Below are 20,772 nucleotides of genomic sequence, written 5' to 3'. Positions count from 1 at the left end.
GGGGATAAATCCCCTCGCCACAAAAAGCACCTTCATCTCGAGTTCCATCATCACAAACGCGGCGCCGGTACTTGGTCCAGCAGTTGCCCCAACACCTGGTCCACGGAGAGCCCCTCGATGTCCAGCTCGGGCGCCAAGCGCACCCGGTGGCGCAACACGGCCAGGGCGCAGCCCTTGATGTCATCCGGCACCACGAATTCCCCGCCGCGCAGCAACGCCCGGGCCCGGGCGCAACGCACCAGTGCGATCGAGGCCCGCGGCCCGGCCCCCAGGTTCAGCCCCGGCCAACTGCGGGTGGTGCGAGCCAGTCGCACGGCGTAGTCGAGCACCTGGTCGTCCATCGGCAGGTCGCTGGCGATGCGTTGCAGCGCTTGCACGTCCTTGGCCTGCAACACCGCGCGCAAGGGTTGGACATCGAGCATGTCGGCGCGGGTCGAGCGACTGACCTGGCGCACCATGTTCATCTCCTGTTCGGCATCGGGGTAGTCCATGCGCACCTTGAGCATGAACCGGTCGAGCTCGGCTTCCGGCAGCGGGTAGGTGCCTTCCTGTTCGATGGGGTTCTGGGTGGCCAGCACCATGAAAGGTTGGGCGATGGGCAAGGCACGGCCTTCGAGGGTCACCTGGCGCTCCTGCATGGCCTCGAGCAACGCGGCCTGGGTCTTGGCCGGCGCGCGGTTGATCTCGTCCGCCAACAGCAGGTTGGTAAACACCGGCCCCTTGCGCAGGTTGAACTGCTCGGTCTGCAAGTCGTACACCGCATGCCCGGTGACATCGCTGGGCATCAGATCGGGGGTGAACTGGATGCGCGCGAATTCACCGCTGAAGCAGCGGGCCAGGGCACGCACCAGCAACGTCTTGCCCAACCCGGGAACCCCTTCGAGCAGCACGTGGCCACCGGCGATCAAAGCCGTGAGCACATCGTCGATCACCGCAGCCTGGCCGACCACCGCCTTGTGCAGCTCGGTGCGGATGGCCTGGGCCAACTGGCTGGCGCGCTGGCGCTGTTGGGCGGCGTGGGCCTGGCTGCCGGCAGGTTCGTTCTGTTCAGTCATAAGGCATTCCTGAGGGTTTGCAGATGGGCGACCTGCCGGCAGAACTCGGCGCTGGACATGCGCTGTTTCGGCCGGGGGCTCAAGGCCTGGCTGATGGCCCGGGTGGATTGGCGGCTGAGCCGTGCGAGCACTTGCCACTGTTCGGCGACGGCCAGTTGTTCGAAGCCGGGATGACGATGCCGCGCCCGGCGCAGCACGTCCTGTTGCAAGGTCTGCAGCAGATGCTGCCGGCCGTTGTGTCGCAGGTGGAATCCGGCGCTGGCTTGCACGTGTTCTTCCAACTGGCGCCGGGCCTTGGAAGCCGGTTGCTGCAGCGGGCCGTGGCGTACCGCCGAGCGCCAGAGCCAAAGGGCGACCAGGGCCGCCAGCGCCACCAGTGCCTGGGGAAAGTAACGCAGCAGCAGGGTCAGCAGGCTATCGTGGTCGATATTGAACAGCAACGTGACGGTGCTATCGGCGCTCAGGTACCAGAGCAGCCAGGCGTTGTCGTACTGTTCGATCTGGTCGTTCTTCCACAGCTCGGCGTCGGTGATCACGGTGATCGAGCCCTGGCCGTGGTTCAACTGCATCATGTGGGTCGACAGCGCACTGTTGGCCCAGGCCTGGGCGAGGTTCTTCGGGTCTTCGAGGTGAAAGTCGGTGTCGAAGCTGACATAGGCGGGAGCCTCTTCGTCTTCGAGGTACAACTTGGTCAGCTCGGGGTAGGGATCCTTGATCAGCTCCGGGGGCGGCTCCTTTAGGTCCTTGCTCAGGATCTGGTGCAGTTGCACGCGGTCGAGCAGCAGGTCGCCGCTGCTGCCGGTGCTGTCATCCCACAAGGCTTCGGCCACGAACAGCAGGCGGCCACCGGCGCGGGTCCAGTTCATCAACTGGTCGACCTGCCGTGGCGTCATGTTCGTCCGCTCGCCCAGCAGCAACAGGGTGCGCTGACGGGGTTCCAGGGTCGGCAGGACGTCCAGGTTGTTGGCATGTTCGACCTCCACGCCCTGCTGGCGCAGGAAATGCTCGGCGGCCAGGTAGGGATTGGCCTGGGCCTCGGGGGACGGGCCGTAATCGACGGTTTCCTGATAGGGCACCGCGTTCCGGTAGAGGTACATGGCCAGCGCCCCCACCAACGCGACGACAATCAGTATCGCGGCCAGCCATCCTGCGCGGCGGTTCATCGGGAGGCTCCCGTATCGAACAAGCCGCGCCAGCCATCGCACAATTCCTGCTGCAGATCCGGGGGCGGTGTGCGATGCCCGTAGGCAATGTTCTGCCAGTGCAAGGTCAGGTTCTTGCTGAATGCCAGCAGGTTTTCGTGCTGGAGCTGTTCGACGCGCAGCAGCACCTGGCCTTCGGTATCGGCCGGTTTCAAGGCAACGCCGAACTGATGGTGCAACCGGCTGAGCAAGGCCCGATACAGCAGGCCCAGGGCATCACGAGGGTCGGTGCTCCATAACTGCTCGACGCGGGTCGCCACGTCGTCGGGCAGGCTCTCTTCGCGTAGATCCAGGCCGAACATCCGCGGCGGTGCCGGTCGTTCCACCGTAGGCCGTTTGATCGGTTGGCGCTGCCCCAGGGCCTGGAAGCTTTCACGATAGCGCCAGACCAGCCAGGCAATCGCCCCCGCCAGTGTGGCCCAAAGCAAGATCTGGATCAGCGCGGCGGCAGCTTCGTAGTGCTGACGGCCCAACCATTGGAGCAGGGCCTTGAACCAGCCCGGCGTTTCCTTGGCTTCGGTGGGTTCGGTGGTGTCTTCGCCGAAACGATAACGGGTGACCGTTTCCGGGTTCTTGAACGGAGGGGCTTCGAGGATCGCCTTGATGCTGTCCTTGGAAGCTTCGCTGGTCAGGGGCTGGTTGAGCAGGCGCGGGCTGTCGGGGGCGCTGCTGTCTTCGTCGGCCCAGGCCGGGGGCGCCGGCGGCAGCAGGAGCAGCGCCAGCAGCATCAGTACAGGAGCTGCGCTGCTCAGGCGCTGGCGCAGTCGCCGGAACACCAGCTCGATGTCCCAGGCTTCGAGGATCGTGCGCCGGTTCAGGTAGAGGCTGAAACCGCAGGCGACGTATATTGGCTCCCAGATGATCAAGAGCAGGGGGTACAGGACGTTGACCAGGTGCTCGAACCACAACCAGTCGTGCTCGGTCGCTGCGACCAGCTTCTGCCAATCCCATTCCAGTTCGACCTGTTGCGGTATGAACATATAGAACAGGGCCATCAGGCCGAACCACAAGACGGTTTCCAGGTGCACGCCGATTACGGTCAGCCATCGCGCCGCGCGGCCGTTGCGTTGCAGCAACACTTGCAGGCGCAGCGCTCGCGCGTTCCCGGCGAGCCCTTCGAGTTGCACCACCGGCATCAGGAAACTGCGGCTCAGGCTCAGTCGCCGCCAGGTCAGGCTGGCGAACAATTGCGGCTTGAGCACTGCCGGCCACTGGCGCAAGGCCTGCTTCAGGGTCGGTGTGTCGCCAAACAGCGCCTTGGACAGGATGTACAACGGCAAGCGGTCGAAGGCCGGCTTCAACCACCAGAACACCAATACGACCAGGGACGGCGAGTCCCACAGCAACAGGCACAGCAGCGCATAGATCGGCAGCGTGACAATGGCCCAACTGGTCATCAGCAGCCGTCGGTGCTGCTGGCTCATCAGCACGCCCAGGTCCATGGCTTCCCAGGGGGTACGGGGACGGATGGCAACGGTGGCATCACTCAGCCGCATGGCGTATCCGTCCGGCAAACAGCAGGTAACTGATCACCAGCAGCCAGAGCAAGGCGCCGACGGTGTATTTGACGGTGGGTGTCACGGTGCTGGAGGACCAATACGCTTCGATCAACGCGGCGAGGAGCAGGAACAGCATGACCCCGCCGATCATCGACACGCTTTTGCCCGCGGCGAGCCGCAGGGCTTCGCCCCGGGTGAGGCGCCCTGGCGCGATCAGTGCCCAGCCCAGTTGCAGGCCTGCGGCGCCGGCCAGGGTGATGGCGGTGAGTTCGAAGGCGCCATGCCCGATCACGAACGACCAGAAGGTGCCTCCGGAACCGATCTGGGTCAGGTGCCCTGCGATCGCGCCAATGGTCAGGCCATTGAAGAAAAGGAAGAAGGCACTGCCCAGGCCAAACATCATGCCGCTGGCAAACGTCTGAAAAGCGATGCCGATGTTATGCATGATGTAGTAGCCGAACATGGCCCAGTCTTCGCTGGCCGCCCGTTCGATCGAGCGCCCCAGGTGGCCGGCAGCCGGGTCGTACATGCTGCGGATCTGGCTGATCTCTTCGGCATCCATCACGCTGTAGACCAGATCCGGAAACAGATAGACCAGCAGCCCGATGCCGGCCAGGCTGCCGAGGAACATCAGGCTGGCCGCCAGCACGAAGCGCCATTGTTCGCGGACCAGGCGGGGAAAACCGAACAGGATGAACGTCGAGAGGCTGGCCGACGGCCGGCTGCGGTCACGGTAGAGCTGCTGGTGTCCGCGCAACGCAAGTTGTTGCAGGGCATCCACCAGCAGGCTGCTGTAGCCCCGCGCCTGGGCCAATGCCAGATGCTGGCAGAGCCGGCGGTAGGCCTGGGGAAAGTCGCTGCTCTGGGGCACGTTGCGGCTGCGCTCCAGTTGATCGAGCTGCCGGGACAACTGATCCCATTCCCCTTGATGACGGCTTTCGAACAGGCTTTGCTTCATGTCGGCCCCAGCAGGCCGCGGGCGATGCCATTGAGTTCGGCCACGGCTCGCGGTGGCTGGACGTTCAGGGGGGCAGCCAGGATGGTCGCCAGTTCGTTGACCCTGGCTTGGGAAAGTTCGGCCTGGCGCTCGGCGAAACCGAGCACCGCGCGTTGCTCGTTCAGGCTCAGGGCAAAGGGCGGGCGTACCGGCAGTACCGATGGCAGGGCGGGGCGCTTGACCGGTTGCTCGCGATACACCACCAGCGTGCCGGCCGCCAGGTCGCCCAGGCGCTTGAACGCCGGGTGCTGCAGGCAACTGATCGCCCCGAAGGTGTAGCCGAAGGGCAGCATATCGACGAAACGCAGCAGGTTGCGGATCAGCGAGGCGGACCAGCCGATGGGACGGCCGTCGTCCTGGACCACCCGCAACCCCATCATCTGCTTGCCGGGAGAGCAGCCCTGGCGCAGTACCTCGAACAGCACCATGTACCACCAGCTGACGATGAACAGCAGGATGGAGCCCAGGCCGATACCCAGGTCACCGAAAAAAGCGAGGATGCCGAACAGAAAACCCAGGATCAGCCCCCGTATCCCCAGGTCGATGGCAAACGCCAGTGCGCGGGGCATCAACCCGGCTGGGCGCAGTGGCAGGTCGATGCCTTCGGGTGTCTCGACCTGATACCGCGTGTCCAGTGGCGGGGGCAGCGTAGCGGTCCTTTGCAGTGCTGGTGTCTCGAGCATGGGCAACCTGAGTGATGGGCCGGTTCGAACGTTGATCCCGGCAGATGCTAGCAGCCTTCGTGCGGGCAAACGATACAACTGTGTATGTCATTTTATGGATCGTGACGTGATTCAATTCCCGGACCACTGGCCGAAGCCGGGTGGGACCCCCTAGACTTCGCCAGTCTTTTGCCCAGGAACAGCCCGTGACCTCCATCTTCTGGTACGACTACGAAACCACCGGCATCGATCCGCGTTGCGACCGACCCTTGCAGGTGGCGGGCATCCGTACCGATTTCGAACTCAATGAAATCGACGCACCGGTGAACCTGTATTGCCGGCCGAGCGATGACATCCTGCCCCATCCGGCGGCTTGTGCGATTACCGGTATCACCCCGACGTGCCTGGCTGAAAAAGGCTTGAGCGAAGCCGATTTCATGACCCGTGTGCACCAGCAGCTGGCCGCGCCCGGTACCTGCGGCGCCGGCTACAACACCTTGCGTTTCGACGATGAAATGACCCGCTACAGCCTCTACCGGAATTTCTTCGACCCGTATGCGCGGGAGTGGCAGGGTGGCAACAGCCGTTGGGACTTGATCGATCTGGTGCGCACGGCCTACGCACTGCGCCCCGATGGCATTGCCTGGCCGCAAGAGGACGGTCGGGTCAGCCTCAAGCTGGAGCGCCTGACTGCCGCCAATGGCATCGACCATGGCCAGGCTCACGACGCGTTGTCGGATGTGCGCGCAACGATTGCCCTGGCTCGCCTGATCCGCCAGAAGCAACCACGGCTCTACGACTGGCTGTTCCAGTTGCGCAGCAAGCAGAAAGTGATGGACCAGATCCGCCTGTTGCAGCCGATGGTGCACATTTCCGGGCGCTTCTCGGCCGCTCGAAACTACATCGGCGTGGTTCTGCCGCTGGCCTGGCATCCGAAGAACCGCAATGCCTTGATTGTTTGCGACCTGCACCTGGATCCCCAGGGGTTGTTGGACCACGATGCGGACATCTTGCGGCAACGTTTATATACCCGTCGGGACGAACTGCTCGAGGGAGAGTTGCCAGTGCCTCTCAAACTCATTCATATCAACAAATGTCCGGTGGTCGCGCCGCTGTCGGTGCTGCGGGCCGAGGACCGGCAACGTTTGCAACTGGACATGGACGGGCTGCAGCAACGGGCATTGCAGCTAAGTGATGCCCAGCAAGTTTGGCAGGATAAACTTCAGGCTATTTATGGCCGCGAGGATTTCACGGCCAACGAGGACCCGGAGCAACAGTTATACACAGGCTTCCTCGGTGATCGCGATCGCCGTTTATGTGAACAAGTCCGCATGGCGGATCCGGCGCATTTGGCACAAGAAAGCTGGCCTTTCGATGATGAACGTTTGCCGGAATTATTGTTTCGATATCGCGCGCGTAACTTTCCAGATACCTTGAATCCGGAAGAGCAGGGGCGCTGGCGGCTGTTCTGTCAGCAACGCCTGTCATCGCCACAGTGGGGCGCGCCCAATACCCTGGAAAGTTTTGATGAGGCGATGGGAGAGTGGCTGGCGCTTTCCACGCCATTGCAGCGAGAGGTGCTCATTGAGTGGCAAGGTTACAGCCAGCAACTGCGCAAACGTTTAAGTCTCTGAACAGCGAAGAAGTGAAAAAATCACAGGCATGAAAAACGCCAGCAATGGCTGGCGTTTTTGTGTGTGTAGCGAACGCTGAAACCCGGCGAGGCTTAGCCCAGCAAGGTTGCCCAGCCTTCAACCACGTCACCGCCCCACTTGGCTTTCCACTCTTTCAGAGTCTTGTGGTTGCCACCTTTGGTTTCGATGACTTCGCCGTTGTGCGGGTTTTTGTATTGCTTAACTTTGCGAGCGCGTTTGGTGCCGGTAGTTTTCACGGCGCCGCCACGAGGGGCTTTACCCGACTTGGCTTCTGGATCCAGCAGGCCGATGATGTCGCGCAGGGACTTGGAGTATTCGCCCATCAGAGTGCGCAGTTTGCCTTCGAATTCCAATTCTTTTTGCAGTTTGTCGTCTTTGGACAGGTCGGCCAGACGCTGTTGCAGTTCTTCAATGGCTTGTTTTGTAGCGTTGTATTCAGTGATCAAGGACATGGGGACTACCTTATGTAGGACGCTGCGGACAAGGAGACAGTGTGGCAATAGTAATCAGACAGTTTCATCAAGTAAACATTTAAGCAGGCTTTTATTTAATTACTTAGTGCCAAGCCACAGAAAAGGACCTCGCAGTTAAATATCCTCGGCGATTTTCACATCCATTCACAATATAAGCGCTTGCCCGGACCCGACCCGCTCGCTGGCCGAAGGGCCCGGTCTGTCACTCAATACTGCAGTTTTGCTGCGCAATGGCTAGAATGGCCGCCTTTGCGAAGTTCTGGAGTTCTCTAATGCGCACTTTTCGGCTGGTGATTGCTTGCCCGGACCGCGTCGGTATCGTTGCTAAAGTCAGTAACTTTCTGGCGTCCCATAACGGCTGGATCACTGAGGCAAGCCATCACTCGGACAATCAGAGCGGCTGGTTTTTCATGCGTCATGAGATTCGTGCCGACTCGCTGCCCTTTGGCATCGAAGCTTTCCGCGAGGCGTTCGCGCCGATCGCCGAAGAGTTCTCGATGGACTGGCGCATCACCGACACCGCGCAGAAAAAACGCGTGGTGTTGATGGCCAGCCGTGAGTCCCACTGTCTGGCAGACCTGTTGCACCGCTGGCACAGCGACGAGCTCGACTGCGACATTGCCTGCGTGATTTCCAACCATGACGACCTGCGTAGCATGGTGGAGTGGCACGGCATCCCGTACTACCACGTACCGGTCAACCCGCAGGACAAGCAGCCGGCGTTCGCTGAAGTCTCGCGACTGGTCAAGCACCACGATGCCGAGGTGGTGGTGCTCGCCCGCTACATGCAGATCCTGCCGCCGGCGTTGTGCAGCGAATACGCCCATAAGGTCATCAACATCCATCACAGCTTCCTGCCGTCGTTCGTCGGCGCCAAGCCCTACCACCAGGCCTCGATGCGCGGCGTGAAGCTGATTGGCGCTACTTGCCACTACGTGACCGAAGAGCTGGACGCCGGCCCGATCATCGAGCAGGACGTGGTACGTGTCAGCCATAGCGACAGCATCGAGGACATGGTGCGTTTCGGTCGCGACGTGGAGAAGATGGTGCTGGCTCGGGGCTTGCGTTATCACCTGGAAGACCGGGTGCTGGTGCACGGCAACAAGACTGTGGTGTTCTGACCGAACGGCTGGCGATCAACAATGGGGATAAACCCGCGCACCTGTGGCGAGGGGATTTAGCGAAACGTCGCACCGCCCCGCTGGGGCGCGAAGCGGCCCTAAAATCGACACCTCGGTGTGTCAGGCGGGCCGATTGATTATCTTGGGGCTGCTTCGCAGCCCAGCGGGGATAAATCCCCTCGCCACAAAGTTCTGTGTTGTCTGTTATTTAAAGGACACGGCTCTTTTCATGATGAGGCACACCATGACCGATCCACTGGACAAAGCCACCTCCAAGGCCCCGGCCACCCTCGGTGAGGGCTGCCTGAGCCGCTACGATCCCGAGGAACTGGGCCCGGATGACGGCACGGAGTTTCCCGACGCCGCCGAACTGTGGCAACAGACCCATCCCCAGGACGATGCCGAGTAGGCATCGACCGACTTCAGGCCTCTCTGAGCTTCATCAGCTTCTTGATCAACGGACGCCCCACCATCAGGAAGAACACCGGCCCGCCAGCCACCAGGTAAAAGTAGTAGGTCACCGCCCGCCAGATCAGGATCGCCGCCGCCGCGGTGGACTTGCCCACCATCGGCGCCAGCAGTGCAGCGGATGTCACTTCCGCGGCCCCGGCACCGCCGGGCAGCAGGCTGAATTGTCCCGCGCTGAGGGACAGCATCTGGACCAGGAAACTCCAGGCCCATTGCAGATCCGCCCCCAACCCTTTCAGCGCCAGGTAGAGCACGCTATAACGCAGGGCCCAATGCAGGCAGGTCAGGCCGAATACCTGGAAGAGCGTCTGCCTGGGCAGTTTCAGCGTCGTGGTGAACGCCGCCAGGAAATTCAGGATCTTGCGTCCCCAGCGGCGGCGGGTGGTGGCTTTCACGCGCAAATGTCGCAGCAGCCTGGCGCCCAGCAGGATCAGCCAGCGATGGTAGCGAGCCACCAACGCACAGCCGATCAGCCCACCGAAGAGCGAAAACGCGCTCAGCGCCAGCATCCATTCCATGCGCTGGCTGAGATTCTGGAACAGCGCATACAGCAAGATGCCCACCAGCGCGCAGAGGAAGAACAGCAGGTCGCTCAACTGGTCCATGGCGAACACCGCGCTGGCGTGGGCCGGACGCACGCCGTTGCGCCCCAGCAGGGCCATCAGCGTCAACGGTCCGCCGCTGCCGCCGGGTGTTGCGCACATGGCGAATTCGGTGGACATCACCACGCCAATGCTTTTCAGCCCGCCGATGCACCCACGTTGTTCACCCAGCAGCAGGCGCAGGCGCACGGCGTTCAGCGCCCAGCACAGCCCGATCATGCCCAGCATGCTCAACAGCAACGACAAGGGAAAGCGCTGCACTCGTGACCACATTTCCCCGCCACCCACCAGCAGTGGCACCAACAACGCCGTGAGCAGCGCCGCAGCCAGCCAGATCAGCCGTTTCATGCGACGCGGTCGAGTCGCAGGCCTTGGGTGGCCAACCACCCGGCCTTGGTCATCGGTACGCGTCCGTCGTCGAGCAGGCGCTCAAGTGTTCGCAACCAATAGTCCCGGGAAAACCGGTGGCGCATGTCGACCGGGTGCAGGCCCAGGCGAATCACCGGCGCCTGGCGCCAACGCTGTTCGCGTTGGTCGCTGAGCACTTTCGACAAACCACGGCGCCAGGCACTGCGGGCGCTCCAGACCAGCCCCGGGGCGTCGATGGGGATGAAGTCAGGCAAGCGGTACAAGTGCTGGGTATCGCTGGTGTAGCTCAACGGTAATTGGCGCAAGGCCTGGCGCGTGCCTTCGCTCATCAGCCAGGCCGGGGCAACGAAGCCTTCCAGTGGCCACTGATAACGCTCAAAGGTTTCGATCCCGGCGCGCAGGCGGGCGAGGGCGGCTTCCTCGGGCAGGCTGTAGAACTCGCCCTCATGGGTGTAGACCCGGCGCATGAACCAGTCCTTGGGGTGGCGGGCCGGTGGGCCGTCGTCGCAATGGTAGTAGCCGTGCAGCACCAATTCGTCGCCGCGCTCGACCCGGCTGTCGAGCAGGCGCCGGAAGCCCGGATGATCGTCCAGCGCATTGGTGTGATGGAAATCCGGAACCACCAGCCAGGTCATCGGTACATGACCGAGGGCGTCGACGGCTTCGACGAAAGGCTGGTAGTCGGGCCAGGTTTGCGGTGCCACGTCATGCAGGACCAGTAATACACTGGGTGGGTGATTCATCGGCACGGACCTCATCTCAACCATTGGCCTGTAGCGGCAGCTGTTCGCCGAGCACCGCGTAATAATGCCCGAGCAGGCTGTTGACCACCGAATCCCAGGCGTAATGACGCTCGACATGACGACGCGCCAACAAGCCGCGGCGCTGGCAACCCTCGGAGAAAAGCTGCCGCACGGCATTGGCCATGGCCTGTGGGTTATTTGGCGCGCACAACAGGCCGCAGTCTTCGTGGACGATTTCGGTAAATGCCCCTGCCGCGACCGCCACCACCGGAATGCCGCTGGCCATGGCTTCGAGGATCACCAGGCCGAAGGTTTCCTGATCGCCGGCATGCAGCAGGGCGTCGGCGCTGGCCATCAGCCGGGCAACTTGCGGCGCCGGACGGAACGCATCGATCACGGTGACGTTGTCCGGGACGATGGCAGGCATTGACGAGCCCACCAGCAGCAGGTGGTAGCGCTCGCCCAGGCGCTTCATGCATTTGAGCAGCACCGGCAGGTTCTTTTCCTTGGAACCGCGTCCGGCGAAGATCAACAGACGTGTGTCTTCGGCAATGCCCAGCTCGGCCCGCAGTTCCGGGTCGCGGGCGCCGGGGTTGAAGGTCTGCAGATCCACGCCCAATGGCTGCACATGGACATTACGCACGCCCAACCCCGCCAGCTTGTCGGCCATGACCTGACTCGGTGCCAGGACCCGGTCGAAGTTGCCGTACAACTTGCTGACATAGGCTTCGATGTTGGGGGTGAACCAATTGCCCATGCGATTGCTCACCAGCAGGGGCAGATCGGAGTGATAGAACCCGATGACCGGCACGTCCAGCTGGCGTCGGGCGTCCAGCGCGGCCCAGGCGGTGAGGTAGGGGTCGCCGACTTCGATCAGGTCTGGTTGCAGATCGCGCAGGGCATTGCGCCAGGGCGCCAGGCGCAGCGGGAAGCGGTAGCCCTTGCCGAAGGGCAGCGCAGGGGCGGGCACCTTGTAGATCCCATCCTGCTCGCTCAAATGCGCGCCGGGAATCAGCAGACTGTGGCGGATGCCGGGCCGATCCCCCAGGCGACGGTGCTTGGCATCCAGATAAGTGCGCACGCCTCCGCTGGCGGGGGCGTAGAACATGGTTATGTCCGCTATATGCACGATGAACATCCCTCCGGTCTGTGTTCTCCTGTGTTGACCTTTATGAAGAATAGATGTTCGGTTGGGTTGTGGTGGGGGCGAGGTGTCAGTGGAGTATTACTTTGTTTGATAGGCCCTCATCGCGAGCAGGCTCGCTCCCACATTTGAAATGCAATCCTCTGTGGGAGCGAGCCTGCTCGCGATGGGGCCAGTCCAAGCGTTGTCAGATACGGAAACTGCCCACCAACTGCTTGAGCCGCGCCGCCTGCCGTTCAAGATCGGAGCACGCGCGCAGGGTGGATTGCAGGTTTTCCACACCTTCCTGATTCAGGGTGTTGATCTCGGTGATGTCCACGTTGATCGATTCCACCACCGCCGTCTGTTCCTCGGTGGCCGTGGCCACCGACTGGTTCATGCCGTCGATTTCGCCGATGCGCTGGGTCACGCTGTTCAGGCGTTCGCCGGCCTGGTTGGCGATCTCCACGCTTTCCTGGCTGTGGCGCTGGCTGTCATTCATGGTCGTGACCGACGCCCGCGCGCCGACCTGCAACTCCTCGATCATGGTCTGCACCTGTTGCGCCGACTCCTGGGTGCGATGGGCCAGGTTGCGCACCTCATCGGCCACCACGGCAAAACCGCGTCCGGCCTCACCGGCCCGGGCGGCTTCGATCGCCGCGTTGAGGGCCAGCAGGTTGGTCTGTTGGGAAATGCTGGTGATCACTTCCAGGATCTGACCGATGTTCACGGTCTTGCTATTGAGCGATTCGATGTTGCTGCTTGAGGTGCTCAGCAGGTCGGACAGTCGGTTCATCGCGGCAATGCTGCGGTCTACCACCTGCTGGCCGTCCTCCGCCAGGCCACGGGCATCGCTGGCCTGATGGGAGGCCTGGGCGGCGTTGCGGGCGATTTCCTGGGCGGCGGCGCCCAATTGGTTGATGGCCGCGGCGACGCTGTTGGTCCGGCTGGACTGTTCGTCGGAGTTGACCATCGACGAATTCGAGGCGCTCACCACGCGCAAGGCGACTTCGTTGACGTGTTCGGTGGCGGAAGACACTTCGCGGATCGACCCGTGGATACGCTCCACGAAGCGGTTGAACGCGGTGCCCAGGATGCCGAATTCGTCCTGGTTCTGGATCGTCAGGCGTTTGGTCAGGTCGCCCTCGCCGTCGGCGATGTCCTCCATGGCCCGGGTCATGACATGCAAGGGCTGGATCAGCAGACGGATCAGCATGCTCAGCAGCGCGATGATGAAAACCACGGCAATGACGGTGGCAATCACCGCCGAGGTTCGGAAGTTGCTAAGCATCGAGTAGGCCTGGTCCTTGTCGACCGACACACCGACGTACCAGTTCACCGAGGGCAGGCCTTTGATCGGCGTGAAGGTGACGATGCGCGTATGACCGTCGACCTCGACTTCGTTGATCTGGTCGCTGATTTTCGGTGTGTTCTGCGGATAGGCGTCATTCAAGGTCTTCATGACCAGGGCTTTATCGGGATGTACCAGGATCTTGCCGTCGGCGCTGACCAGGTAGGCGTAGCCCATGCCATCGAAATCCACGGTCTTGAGGTTGTCGATGATGGTTTGCAGGCTCAGGTCGCCACCCACCACGCCGACACTTTGCCCGTTGTTCCTGGAGGCGCTGGCGATGGAAATGATCAGTCCGCCGCTGGCGGCATCGATGTAGGGTTCGGTCAGGGTGGCGGTGGCGCTGCTTTCGGCGCCTTTGTACCAGGGGCGTACCCGCGGATCGAAACCGTCTGGCATCTTCGCGTCGGGGCGTATGATGAAGCTGCCCTTGGCATCGCCCAGGTAGGACGCCATGAAGGTGGACGTCAGCGCTTTCTGCTCCAGCAGGCGGGTGACGCCGGCCTGGTCGGGCGTGACGGCGATGTTCTGGGCCAGGTTTTCGATCAGCAGGATACGGCCGCTCAGCCAGGTCTGGATGTTGCTCGCCGTGACGTCGCTCATTTCATGCAGGTAGCTGTCGAGGTCGTCACGGATGGCGTTGCGTTGCAGGTAATCGTTGTAGGCGGTGAATGAAGCGAAGGCCGCGATGACGATCAATGCGGCGGCAATCAGGATTTTGTGGCTGAAACGCAGGTTTTTGTTCATGGCTCGGGGTTCCGCGGAGTCTTATAGCTCTGGGCGTGCTTTTATATGAAAAGTTCGAAAAAAGGCGCCGTGTTGAAAGTTCTGATATTTCCTTCTCTCCCTGGGGAATTATCCGACCGTGTTTTCACTGAGGTCTGTCGCTTCTTATATCGGCCATACTTGGCCGGAAATTAATCACAGGTGACCACATGCCTGACTCACTGCAACTCGTTATCGGGGCCGACCTCGCTGGCCAGCCCATTGGCCAAGCCATGCGCCTGGCGAACCGTCATGGCCTGGTGGCAGGCGCCACCGGCACCGGCAAAACCGTCACCCTGCAACGCCTGGCCGAAGCCTTCAGCGATGCCGGCGTGGCGGTGTTCGCGGCAGACATCAAGGGCGACCTGTGCGGACTCGGCGCCGCCGGCAATCCCCAAGGCAAAGTCGCCGAGCGCATTGCCGGCATGCCCTGGCTCGAGCACAAGCCCCGGGCCTATCCGGTGACCCTGTGGGACGTTCACGGCCAGTCCGGCCACCCGCTGCGCACCACCCTCAGCGAGATGGGGCCGCTGCTGCTCGGCAGCCTGCTGGAGCTGACCGACAGCCAGCAGGCGGCGTTGTACGCCGCGTTCAAGGTGGCCGATCGCGAAGGCCTGTTATTGCTGGACCTCAAGGACCTGAAGGCCCTGCTCAACCACCTCAAGGACAACCCGGCATTGTTGGGGGACGACGCGGCGCTGATGACCACCGGTTCCAGCCAGGCGTTGTTGCGGCGCTTGTCCACCCTGGAACAACAGGGCGCCGACGCGTTGTTCGGCGAACCGGCCTTGCAGCTCGAAGACATCCTGCAACCGGACGGCGACGGCCGCGGCCGCATTCATTTGCTGGACGCCAGTCGCCTGGTCCACGAGGCGCCCAAGGTCTACGCGACGTTCCTGTTGTGGCTGCTGGCCGAGCTGTTCGAGCAATTGCCCGAGCGCGGCGATGCGGATAAACCGCTGCTGGCGCTGTTTTTCGACGAGGCACATCTGCTGTTCGCCGGTACGCCGAAGGCGTTGCAGGAGCGCTTGGAGCAAGTGGTGCGCCTGATTCGCTCCAAAGGCGTCGGGGTGTACTTCGTCACGCAATCCCCGGGCGACTTGCCGGACGATGTCCTGGCGCAGTTGGGATTGCGCATCCAGCATGGCCTGCGGGCCTTTACCGCCAAGGAGCAGAAGTCCCTGCGGGCGGTGGCGGACGGCTTCCGGCCGAATCCGCAGTTTGACGCCCTGGCGGTGCTTACCGAATTGGGCATCGGCGAGGCCCTGGTGGGCACCTTGCAGGAAAAAGGTACGCCGGAGATGGTCCGGCGGGTGTTGGTGGCGCCACCGCAATCGCGTATCGGGCCGTTGACCGAGGCCGAGCGCGCCAGCTTGATCGCCCGTTCGCCGTTGCAGGGCCGCTACGATAAACCCATCGATCGTGAATCGGCCTATGAGGTGCTGATGGGCCGCAAGGGCCTGGAGCCCGAGGTGGCACCAGGCAAACCGGCGGCCGAGGAGCCGAGCTTTACCGAAAAGGCTGGAGAATTTCTTGGCACGGCGGCAGGCCAGGCATTGAAATCGGCGATGCGCCAGGCGGCCAATCAATTGGGCCGGCAGTTGGTGCGGGGGTTGATGGGGTCGTTGCTGGGAGGCAGCAAGCGGCGGTAGCTCAAGAAGCGAGTCGCGCTCATCGCGAGCAGGCTCGCTCCCACAGGGGGTCGCAGGCGGTTCAATGTGGGAGCGAGCCTGCTCGCGATGGCTGCCTGCCAGGCAATGGGGGGCTCAGGGCTTGGCCCTGGCATGGGCCGCCAACCGCTCCAGCGCTGCCCGCAGGCTCGGGTCGCTGATGCCGTCCGCGGTGGCCTGGATGGTTTCTGCAGCGTCGGTGGACAGGTCCAGGGTATGCCCCTTGGCGCCGACCTGGACGGTGGGTGGTTGCACCTTGAAGAGAATCCGCGTGAGGCTGGCAAACTCCTCGAATGCCTGGAGCTGACGCAGCAGGCGTTTCTGCTGGTAGCGCAGGCGCGTGGCCCAGTGGCCGTCCGTGACGATCAATAGCAGACTGCCTTCGCGCCAGGACGCCACGTGGCAGTGTTCGCGGGCGGCGGGCTGCAACTGGCTGTCCAGCAGGCGTTGCAGGTGGCCCAGGCGCTTGGCGTGGCCGAAGATGGCTTTCAGCGGTTTGGCTTCACGCAACAGAACGGCGGGAGCCTTGGCTGGGAGGGGGCGGAAGGCCATGAACGAATACCGCGAGTGACAGAGGCGCCATGGTAGCAGAAAGCGCCAGGTACGCCTCGGCCGATGGCTGTTTACTCACACAAACAGTAGGAACTTATGCTTTTTTGTGGGTTGAACTTCGCATAAAAGCCCTTATTTTAGGAGGGCCCCGTCACAGCGCTGTGCCAGCATCGTGGATAACGCCACTTTCCTCACCATCGTTTCCGGGTAGAATGCTCGTTCGCATGCGGCCATGAGGGCTGCACGGGCGACTCACGGGGCCGCCCTCCATCCCTTTAGTGTGGAAGATCCTGCCGATATGTTTGCGCCTTTGTTAAAGAAACTCTTTGGAAGCAAGAACGAGCGTGAAGTCAAGCGCATGCTCAAGACGGTACAGATCGTCAATGCCTTCGAAGAGCAAATGGTGGCCCTTTCGGACGATCAGTTACGCGCCAAGACTGCCGAATTCAAGGACCGCATCGCCAAGGGGGAAACCCTCGACCAGCTCCTGCCCGAAGCCTTTGCAGTTGCCCGCGAAGCCGGCAAGCGGGTCATGGGCATGCGCCACTTCGACGTCCAGTTGATCGGCGGCATGACCTTGCACGAAGGCAAGATCGCCGAAATGCGCACCGGTGAGGGTAAAACCCTCGTGGCGACCCTGGGCGTCTACCTCAACGCACTGTCCGGCAAGGGCGTGCACGTGGTGACGGTCAACGACTACCTGGCCCGCCGCGACGCCAACTGGATGCGCCCGCTCTACGAATTTCTCGGGCTGACCGTCGGCGTGGTCACGCCGTTCCAGCCGCCGGAAGAGAAGCGTGCCGCCTACGCTGCCGACATCACCTACGGCACCAACAACGAATTCGGTTTCGATTACCTGCGCGACAACATGGCGTTCAGCCTGGAAGAAAAATTCCAGCGTGAACTCAATTTCGCGGTCATCGACGAAGTCGACTCCATCCTCATCGACGAAGCCCGTACCCCGCTGATCATTTCCGGTCAGGCCGAGGACAGCTCCAAGCTGTACATGGAGATCAACAAACTGATCCCGCAGCTCAAGCTGCACGTCGAGGAAGTCGAAGGCCAAGTGACCCAGGCGGGGCACTTCACGGTTGACGAGAAGACCCGTCAGGTCGAACTCAACGAAGCCGGCCACCAGTACATCGAGGAAATGCTGACCCGTGTCGGCCTGCTGGCCGAAGGCGAAAGCCTGTATTCGGCCCATAACCTGGGCCTGCTGACCCACGTCTATGCCGGCCTGCGCGCCCACAAGCTGTTCCATCGCAACGTCGAATACATCGTGCAGGACGGCCAGGTCGTGCTGGTCGACGAGCACACCGGTCGTACCATGCCGGGCCGTCGCCTGTCCGAGGGCCTGCACCAGGCCATCGAAGCCAAGGAAGGCCTGAACATCCAGGCCGAGAGCCAGACACTGGCCTCGACCACCTTCCAGAACTACTTCCGCCTGTACAACAAGCTGTCCGGCATGACCGGTACCGCCGACACTGAAGCGTTCGAGTTCCACCAGATCTACGGCCTGCAAGTGGTGGTGATCCCGACGAACAAGCCGCTGGCGCGTAAAGACTACAACGACCTGGTGTTCCTGACCGCCGAAGAGAAGTACGCGGCGATCATCAACGACATCAAGGACGGCATGGCCCAGGGTCGTCCGATCCTGGTGGGTACCGCCACCATCGAAACCTCCGAGCACATGTCCGCATTGCTCAACAAGGAAGGCATCGAGCACAAGGTCCTCAACGCCAAGTTCCACGAGAAGGAAGCCGAGATCATCGCCCAGGCCGGTCGCCCGGGTGCGCTGACCATCGCCACCAACATGGCCGGTCGTGGTACCGACATCCTGCTGGGCGGCAACTGGGAAGTGGAAGTCGCCTCCCTGGAAAACCCGACGCCCGAGCAGATTGCGCAGATCAAGGCCGACTGGCAGAAGCGTCACCAGCAGGTGCTCGAGTCCGGTGGCTTGCAGGTGATCGCTTCCGAGCGCCATGAATCGCGCCGTATCGACAACCAGTTGCGTGGCCGTGCCGGTCGCCAGGGTGACGCCGGTTCCAGCCGCTTCTACCTGTCCCTGGAAGACAGCCTGATGCGTATCTTCGCCTCTGACCGGGTGAAGAACTTCATGAAGGCCCTGGGCATGCAACCTGGCGAAGCGATCGAACACCGCATGGTGACGAACGCTATCGAAAAGGCCCAGCGCAAGGTCGAAGGGCGCAACTTCGACATCCGCAAGCAACTGCTCGAGTTCGACGACGTCAACAACGAACAGCGTAAAGTGATCTATCACATGCGCAACAGTCTGTTGGCCGCCGACAACATCGGCGACACCATCGCCGACTTCCGCCAGGAAGTGCTCGACGCGACCGTCAGCGCCCACATTCCACCGCAGTCGCTGCCGGAGCAGTGGGACATCGCCGGCCTGGAAGCTGCCTTGCGCAGCGACTTCGGCGTGTCGTTGCCGATCCAGCAGTGGCTCGACGAAGACGACCACCTGTACGAAGAAACCCTGCGCGAGAAGCTGCTGGCCGAACTGATTGCCGCGTACAACGAGAAGGAAGACCAGGCCGGTGCCGAAGCGCTGCGCTCCTTCGAGAAGCAGATCGTGCTGCGGGTACTGGACGACCTGTGGAAAGACCACCTGTCGACCATGGATCACCTGCGCCACGGTATCCATTTGCGCGGTTACGCCCAGAAGAACCCGAAACAGGAGTACAAGCGTGAATCCTTCACCTTGTTCTCCGAGCTGCTGGATTCGATCAAGCGCGATTCGATCCGTGTGCTGTCCCACGTTCAGGTCCGTCGCGAAGACCCCGCCGAAGAGGAAGCCCGACTGCGTCAGGAAGCCGAGGCCCTGGCCGCGCGTATGCAGTTCGAGCACGCCGAAGCCCCAGGCCTGGAAGTGACCCAGGCCCAGGAAGAAGGGGTCGATGTGGATGTCGCCCTGGCGACCGCGCCGGTGCGCAACGAACAGAAGCTGGGCCGTAACGAGCTGTGCTACTGCGGTTCGGGCAAAAAATACAAGCATTGCCACGGGCAGATCCAGTAACGCCCGTCTCAAACGCTGAACGACCCGCGCCGCGACAGGCAACCTCTGTCGCGGCGTTTTGCCATTTGATTCAGACATACATTTATTGAGGAGCGCATTCATGGCTGTTGGTCTTGGTCCGTTGCCAACGTTGCACCCGGTTGCCGGTTTTGAACTCGGTATCGCCTCGGCGGGCATCAAGCGCCCCGGGCGCAAGGATGTGGTGGTCATGCGTTGCGCCGAAGGCTCGACGGTTGCCGGCGTGTTCACCCTCAACGCCTTTTGTGCCGCCCCGGTCATCCTGGCCAAGCAACGTGTCCAGGGGCCGGTGCGCTACCTGCTGACCAACACCGGCAATGCCAACGCCGGTACTGGTGCGCCGGGGCTGGCCGCCGCCGAGCGCACCTGCGCCAAGCTGGCCGAGCTGACCGGCGTCGATGCCGCCCAGGTGCTGCCGTATTCCACGGGTGTGATCGGTGAGCCGCTGCCGGTGGAGAAGATCGAAGGCGCGCTGCAGGCCGCTCTCGATGACCTGTCGGAAAACAATTGGGCCGCCGCCGCCACCGGCATCATGACCACCGACACCTTGCCCAAGGGCGCGAGCCGTCAGTTCCAGCACGACGGCGTGACCGTCACCGTCACCGGCATCAGCAAGGGCGCGGGCATGATCCGCCCGAACATGGCGACCATGCTCGGCTACATCGCGACCGACGCCAAAGTTTCCCGCCAGGTGCTGCAGGACCTGATGCTCGACGGCGCCAACAAGTCGTTCAACCGCATCACCATCGACGGCGATACGTCGACCAACGACTGCTGCATGCTGATCGCCACCGGCAAGGCCAACCTGCCGGAAATCACCGAAGCCAGGGGCCCGCTGTTCGCGGCCCTGAAGCAGGCGGTGTTCGAGGTGTGCATGGAAGTGGCCCAGGCCATCGTCCGTGACGGCGAGGGTGCAACCAAGTTCGTGACCGTGCAGGTCAACGGTGGTGGCAATCATCAGGAATGCCTGGATGTCGGTTACACCGTGGCGCATTCGCCCCTGATCAAGACCGCGCTGTTCGCCTCGGACCCGAACTGGGGGCGGATCCTTGCGGCTGTCGGCCGTGCCGGCGTACCGGACCTGGACGTGAGCAAGATCGACGTGTTCCTCGGCGAAGTCTGCATCGCCAGCCAAGGCGCCCGCGCCGCGACCTACACCGAGGCCCAGGGGGCGGCGGTGATGCAACAGGAAGAAATCACCATCCGCATCGAACTGGGGCGCGGTGATTGCAGCGAGACGATCTGGACCACCGATCTGTCCCATGAGTATGTGAAGATCAACGCCGAGTACCGGACTTAACAAGGCTCGGGATCGAGTTGTGCCTATCGCGAGCAGGCTCGCTCCCACAGGGGATTTGTGCTGGAAACAGGCTTATGCCAGCCTGCAGATCTCCTTGTGGGAGCGAG

Annotated in this window: 17 protein-coding genes; 6 read left to right on the top strand and 11 right to left on the bottom strand. The window is 62.4% G+C overall.

The features are described 5' to 3' along the window. Positions 1–50 precede the first annotated feature (50 nt). From N005_RS11020 to N005_RS11000, 5 genes are read right to left on the bottom strand one after another with little or no spacing between them, the layout of a single operon-like run. Positions 51–1,055 (bottom strand): AAA family ATPase, encoded by a 1,005-nt coding sequence (locus tag N005_RS11020; protein ID WP_047701225.1) that lies wholly within the window; start codon positions 1,053–1,055, stop codon positions 51–53. Next, positions 1,052–2,218, bottom strand: a complete 1,167-nt coding sequence (locus tag N005_RS11015) for a DUF4350 domain-containing protein (RefSeq protein ID WP_047701224.1) — start codon at positions 2,216–2,218, stop codon at positions 1,052–1,054. The genes N005_RS11020 and N005_RS11015 overlap by 4 nt, the downstream gene beginning before the upstream one ends. After that, positions 2,215–3,753: a DUF4129 domain-containing protein gene (locus N005_RS11010; RefSeq protein WP_047701223.1), complete on the bottom strand. Its 1,539-nt coding sequence runs from the start codon at positions 3,751–3,753 to the stop codon at positions 2,215–2,217. Before N005_RS11010 ends, N005_RS11015 begins: the two co-directional genes overlap by 4 nt. After that, on the bottom strand, positions 3,740–4,714 hold the full coding sequence (locus N005_RS11005; protein WP_047701445.1) for a stage II sporulation protein M: 975 nt from the start codon (positions 4,712–4,714) through the stop codon (positions 3,740–3,742). The genes N005_RS11010 and N005_RS11005 overlap by 14 nt, the downstream gene beginning before the upstream one ends. Next, positions 4,711–5,436, bottom strand: coding sequence for an RDD family protein (locus N005_RS11000; protein ID WP_047701222.1), 726 nt, complete (start codon positions 5,434–5,436; stop codon positions 4,711–4,713). Before N005_RS11000 ends, N005_RS11005 begins: the two co-directional genes overlap by 4 nt. 185 nt (positions 5,437–5,621) lie before the next feature. On the opposite strand from N005_RS11000, the gene sbcB reads away from it, so the two are divergent. Then, positions 5,622–7,049: an exodeoxyribonuclease I gene (gene sbcB, locus N005_RS10995; RefSeq protein WP_047701221.1), complete on the top strand. Its 1,428-nt coding sequence runs from the start codon at positions 5,622–5,624 to the stop codon at positions 7,047–7,049. A gap of 92 nt (positions 7,050–7,141) precedes the next feature. Here sbcB and mvaT read toward each other — a convergent pair whose 3' ends face one another. Beyond that, on the bottom strand, positions 7,142–7,522 hold the full coding sequence (gene mvaT, locus N005_RS10990) for a histone-like nucleoid-structuring protein MvaT (protein WP_047701220.1): 381 nt from the start codon (positions 7,520–7,522) through the stop codon (positions 7,142–7,144). A gap of 293 nt (positions 7,523–7,815) precedes the next feature. Between mvaT and purU the strand changes: the two genes are divergently transcribed. After that, the gene (gene purU, locus N005_RS10985; RefSeq protein WP_047701219.1) at positions 7,816–8,664 is read left to right on the top strand and encodes a formyltetrahydrofolate deformylase; all 849 of its coding nucleotides are present in this window, start codon (positions 7,816–7,818) and stop codon (positions 8,662–8,664) included. 244 nt (positions 8,665–8,908) lie between these two features. Then, complete coding sequence (locus tag N005_RS29425; protein WP_162843595.1) at positions 8,909–9,073, top strand: hypothetical protein; 165 nt, start codon at positions 8,909–8,911, stop codon at positions 9,071–9,073. Positions 9,074–9,086: 13 nt separating this feature from the next. Here N005_RS29425 and gpgF read toward each other — a convergent pair whose 3' ends face one another. From gpgF to N005_RS10965, 4 genes are all read right to left on the bottom strand, one after another. Beyond that, on the bottom strand, positions 9,087–10,082 hold the full coding sequence (gene gpgF / locus N005_RS10980) for a glucosaminyl phosphatidylglycerol flippase (RefSeq protein WP_047701218.1): 996 nt from the start codon (positions 10,080–10,082) through the stop codon (positions 9,087–9,089). Beyond that, positions 10,079–10,846 carry an N-acetylglucosaminyl phosphatidylglycerol deacetylase gene (gene gpgD / locus N005_RS10975; protein WP_047701217.1) on the bottom strand — a complete coding sequence of 256 codons (768 nt, stop codon included), beginning with the start codon at positions 10,844–10,846 and terminating at the stop codon, positions 10,079–10,081. The genes gpgF and gpgD overlap by 4 nt, the downstream gene beginning before the upstream one ends. Positions 10,847–10,862: 16 nt before the next feature. Then, complete coding sequence (gene gpgS / locus N005_RS10970) at positions 10,863–11,984, bottom strand: N-acetylglucosaminyl phosphatidylglycerol synthase (RefSeq protein ID WP_047701216.1); 1,122 nt, start codon at positions 11,982–11,984, stop codon at positions 10,863–10,865. A 193-nt stretch (positions 11,985–12,177) separates the two neighbouring features. After that, positions 12,178–14,067 (bottom strand): methyl-accepting chemotaxis protein, encoded by a 1,890-nt coding sequence (locus tag N005_RS10965; RefSeq protein WP_047701215.1) that lies wholly within the window; start codon positions 14,065–14,067, stop codon positions 12,178–12,180. A 188-nt stretch (positions 14,068–14,255) separates the two neighbouring features. On the opposite strand from N005_RS10965, the gene N005_RS10960 reads away from it, so the two are divergent. Further along, positions 14,256–15,737 (top strand): helicase HerA-like domain-containing protein, encoded by a 1,482-nt coding sequence (locus tag N005_RS10960; RefSeq protein ID WP_047701214.1) that lies wholly within the window; start codon positions 14,256–14,258, stop codon positions 15,735–15,737. A gap of 114 nt (positions 15,738–15,851) precedes the next feature. Here the strand turns inward: N005_RS10960 and N005_RS10955 are convergent, their stop codons facing one another. Continuing rightward, positions 15,852–16,307: a DUF721 domain-containing protein gene (locus N005_RS10955; RefSeq protein ID WP_024776505.1), complete on the bottom strand. Its 456-nt coding sequence runs from the start codon at positions 16,305–16,307 to the stop codon at positions 15,852–15,854. Between the two features lie 298 nt (positions 16,308–16,605). On the opposite strand from N005_RS10955, the gene secA reads away from it, so the two are divergent. Continuing rightward, on the top strand, positions 16,606–19,347 hold the full coding sequence (gene secA / locus N005_RS10950; protein ID WP_047701213.1) for a preprotein translocase subunit SecA: 2,742 nt from the start codon (positions 16,606–16,608) through the stop codon (positions 19,345–19,347). A 100-nt stretch (positions 19,348–19,447) separates the two neighbouring features. Then, positions 19,448–20,665, top strand: a complete 1,218-nt coding sequence (gene argJ / locus N005_RS10945) for a bifunctional glutamate N-acetyltransferase/amino-acid acetyltransferase ArgJ (protein ID WP_047701212.1) — start codon at positions 19,448–19,450, stop codon at positions 20,663–20,665. Positions 20,666–20,772 lie beyond the last annotated feature (107 nt).

Source organism: Pseudomonas mediterranea CFBP 5447, from assembly GCF_000774145.1.
Taxonomy (GTDB): domain Bacteria; phylum Pseudomonadota; class Gammaproteobacteria; order Pseudomonadales; family Pseudomonadaceae; genus Aquipseudomonas; species Aquipseudomonas mediterranea.
The sequence above is the reverse complement of the archived record's forward strand: the minus strand, read 5'-3'. Positions and strand labels throughout refer to the sequence as shown.

Excerpts from the sequence above, each read along its gene's own strand:
- N005_RS11020 (WP_047701225.1), bottom strand. The coding sequence starts at position 1,055 with ATGACTGAACAGAACGAACCTGCCGGCAGCCAGGCCCACGCCGCCCAA.
- N005_RS11015 (WP_047701224.1), bottom strand. The coding sequence starts at position 2,218 with ATGAACCGCCGCGCAGGATGGCTGGCCGCGATACTGATTGTCGTCGCG.
- N005_RS11010 (WP_047701223.1), bottom strand. The coding sequence starts at position 3,753 with ATGCGGCTGAGTGATGCCACCGTTGCCATCCGTCCCCGTACCCCCTGG.
- N005_RS11005 (WP_047701445.1), bottom strand. The coding sequence starts at position 4,714 with ATGAAGCAAAGCCTGTTCGAAAGCCGTCATCAAGGGGAATGGGATCAG.
- N005_RS11000 (WP_047701222.1), bottom strand. The coding sequence starts at position 5,436 with ATGCTCGAGACACCAGCACTGCAAAGGACCGCTACGCTGCCCCCGCCA.
- mvaT (WP_047701220.1), bottom strand. The coding sequence starts at position 7,522 with ATGTCCTTGATCACTGAATACAACGCTACAAAACAAGCCATTGAAGAA.
- purU (WP_047701219.1), top strand. The coding sequence starts at position 7,816 with ATGCGCACTTTTCGGCTGGTGATTGCTTGCCCGGACCGCGTCGGTATC.
- N005_RS29425 (WP_162843595.1), top strand. The coding sequence starts at position 8,909 with ATGACCGATCCACTGGACAAAGCCACCTCCAAGGCCCCGGCCACCCTC.
- gpgF (WP_047701218.1), bottom strand. The coding sequence starts at position 10,082 with ATGAAACGGCTGATCTGGCTGGCTGCGGCGCTGCTCACGGCGTTGTTG.
- gpgD (WP_047701217.1), bottom strand. The coding sequence starts at position 10,846 with ATGAATCACCCACCCAGTGTATTACTGGTCCTGCATGACGTGGCACCG.
- gpgS (WP_047701216.1), bottom strand. The coding sequence starts at position 11,984 with ATGTTCATCGTGCATATAGCGGACATAACCATGTTCTACGCCCCCGCC.
- N005_RS10965 (WP_047701215.1), bottom strand. The coding sequence starts at position 14,067 with ATGAACAAAAACCTGCGTTTCAGCCACAAAATCCTGATTGCCGCCGCA.
- N005_RS10960 (WP_047701214.1), top strand. The coding sequence starts at position 14,256 with ATGCCTGACTCACTGCAACTCGTTATCGGGGCCGACCTCGCTGGCCAG.
- N005_RS10955 (WP_024776505.1), bottom strand. The coding sequence starts at position 16,307 with ATGGCCTTCCGCCCCCTCCCAGCCAAGGCTCCCGCCGTTCTGTTGCGT.
- secA (WP_047701213.1), top strand. The coding sequence starts at position 16,606 with ATGTTTGCGCCTTTGTTAAAGAAACTCTTTGGAAGCAAGAACGAGCGT.
- argJ (WP_047701212.1), top strand. The coding sequence starts at position 19,448 with ATGGCTGTTGGTCTTGGTCCGTTGCCAACGTTGCACCCGGTTGCCGGT.